Raw genomic sequence first — 2,505 nt, 5'->3', positions numbered from 1 at the left:
AATACCCAGGGCGGCCGCATCATGTCAATAAGACTAGTCTATTCTCAATAGAGTCAAAAATAATCTCACTAATCCCTGCTTATTGACAAAGATTTTAGCGATCGCTTTGAGCCTTGGAAAATAAATCGAGCCAGAAATACTGATTTTTCGTTGGGTCTTAATCTTGGTCGTAATCAAGAGTACTTTAGATGCGTTTGCCCTGGGGGAATACCTGATTAACCTCTTTCTGCAAATCAGGTAATACTCGCGTTGGAGTGTTCAACCTCGTAAGAGGAATATTGCCATATTTTATTCCTTTAGCGTTTACTATTAGCCACCCTGATAGCGAATCTCTTAGCAAGACTGCGAATGCTGTTTTATATCCTTCATATTCTTTTTTTCTCAATCCTTCCACATCCTTCTCACCAAGCTGCACAGTACCTTTAATTGTTGTCTTTACTTCAACAGAGAAATTAGGATACTGTGAGTGATTCCAAATGTCTATGTCTACGCCCTGAGAAAGGTAATTTTCTACTTTAAACCCCAATCGGCAGAAAGTGATAGCCAATAAAATCTGGCAAGTCTTTCCAAATCCATTATCTTTTTTAGATTTGGCATTCAAGTGTAGCGAAATCTTCTTCAGGGCATCGTAGGTATATACATCCATTTCTATCAACTACCATCTAGTTTTTTCCAAGTGTTCTCTGCCTGGGGATGGCACGCATCTCTCCCCCTGACGCGGTTTTTTGATTCCGATGCCCTGATTATTCCCCGTTTGAACCTCTAAATCCCGTCTCCCCCTAACTTGGCATTCCCCATAATATCGGTAAAAGCGGCAACATTAGCCACCGTAATTTTACTGAATGCAGTACTTACACAAACAATAGCCGAAACCCTGATTTTCATGTAGGGGCAATTCATGAATTGCCCCTACAGGGTGTAGTCCTGTGATGAATCAAAGTCTTTAATTGCCGATTGATACTTTGATTTAGAATATTATTGCTACTCAAAGTGGTGATTACGCTAAGTGTAATCACCACTTTGAATAGTATATTTGTATTTGATAACTCACAACTTGGATTATTAATTGATGTTAAGCTACTTGCTGTGGCTGTGATTTCACCAATTCCCCAGGAGCGATCGCCCCATTCTCTGTAATGATCGCTGTAATCAACTCAGCCGGAGTCACATCAAAAGCTGGGTTGTAAAAATCTACACCTCCAGGTGTGAGAATAGTATCACCAACTTGATAAATTTCTGTCGGATCGCGTTCTTCAATGGGAATTTTGCTACCATCAGCTAATTCAAAATCGACGGTGGAAAGGGGTGCAGCAACGAAGAAGGGTATATTATGTGCCTTAGCTGCGATCGCTAAACTATACGTACCAATTTTATTCGCAGCATCGCCATTAGCAGCAATTCGATCAGCACCTACAACTACAGCATGAATCAAACCCTGTTTCATGCAGTGGGCTGCCATATTATCGGTAATTAATGTGACTGGAATCCCTTCTTGAACACATTCCCAAGTGGTGAGTTTTGCACCTTGTAAACGGGGACGGGTTTCGTCGGCAAATAAACGCTCTAAACGTCCCTCTCTCCAAGCAGAACGGACAACACCTAAAGCTGTGCCGTAACCAGCAGTAGCTAATGCCCCAGCGTTGCAGTGGGTAAGCAATGTCAGCTTTTCTGGGGTAGTGGGCAATACTGTTAAACCATTGTCACCGATCGCTTTACAGGTTTGCAAATCTTCAGCGTTGATTGCTTGGGCTGTTTGGAACAGGGTTTGCTTAATTTCTTCTACTGTTCCCAGCGTTTCGTAAGCAGTTTTGATCATCCGGCTAATTGCCCAAAATAAATTTACCGCCGTTGGACGAGTAGAACGCAACAACTGGGCTACTTTATCTAAGTGTTGCAAAAATTCGTGGCGATCGCTTGTTTCAATTTCCCTCGCGCCAAGATACATACCATAAGCCGCAGCCACACCGATTGCCGGCGCACCTCGGACAATCATCGTTTTAATCGCCCGCGCCATATCTTCACTGCGGTGAATCTCCACAAATGTATATTCATTTGGTAAGCGCGTTTGGTCAATGAGTGATACTGAGTTGTTATGCCAAATAACGGGATAAACTTGGTTTATGGAAGTCATCATAGGAAGATATTGGATATTGGGCATGGATTGAGCATTCTCACCTTTTCTTCCCAATTTTGGGGCTATTTGGGAAAGTAGGCAATAATTATGGCAACTTCAGGATGATTGCGAGCGATCGCTTCTGGTATTCGACCAAAAAGTGAAACTAGTTGAGTTTTCTGCTGAACAGACCCGTTTAACACTAGCAGATCGTTGGTTTTGAGTAAACGAGAAACTTGCTGCACAAAATTGCCTCGCACTTTTTGAATGGGTGTATCTTCTGGCAATCCGGCATTAGTCAAATCGATATCTACTCCTTGTTTTGTGACAACTTGCAAAAGTTGTACGGTAGCTTTGAGTTCTGTTGCCAAACTTTTGACTAATTGGATACT

At 42.2% G+C, this 2,505-nt stretch carries 2 protein-coding genes and 1 pseudogene; all 3 read right to left on the bottom strand.

Annotation, left to right across the window (positions count from 1 at the left end; translation table 11 throughout):
- Positions 1-184: 184 nt before the first annotated feature.
- Entirely contained in the window at positions 185-646 is a 462-nt protein-coding gene (locus tag ACEW80_RS03190; protein WP_373525208.1) for a hypothetical protein, read from the bottom strand.
- 426 nt (positions 647-1,072) lie between these two features.
- Positions 1,073-2,134: an S-methyl-5-thioribose-1-phosphate isomerase gene (mtnA, locus tag ACEW80_RS03185; RefSeq protein ID WP_373525207.1), complete on the bottom strand. Its 1,062-nt coding sequence runs from the start codon at positions 2,132-2,134 to the stop codon at positions 1,073-1,075.
- Between the two features lie 62 nt (positions 2,135-2,196).
- Positions 2,197-2,505 (bottom strand): annotated as a pseudogene (locus ACEW80_RS03180) (cation:proton antiporter); the annotation flags it as partial.

The sequence above is a fragment of the Nostoc sp. genome (assembly GCF_041747015.1).
Classification (GTDB): Bacteria; Cyanobacteriota; Cyanobacteriia; order Cyanobacteriales; family Nostocaceae; genus Nostoc.
Note: the sequence above shows the minus strand (reverse complement) of the source record. Positions and strands in the feature narration are given on the sequence as shown.

Bases quoted from the DNA above. Each gene is read 5' to 3' on its own strand.
- ACEW80_RS03190 (WP_373525208.1), bottom strand. From the start codon at position 646: ATGGATGTATATACCTACGATGCCCTGAAGAAGATTTCGCTACACTTG.
- mtnA (WP_373525207.1), bottom strand. From the start codon at position 2,134: ATGATGACTTCCATAAACCAAGTTTATCCCGTTATTTGGCATAACAAC.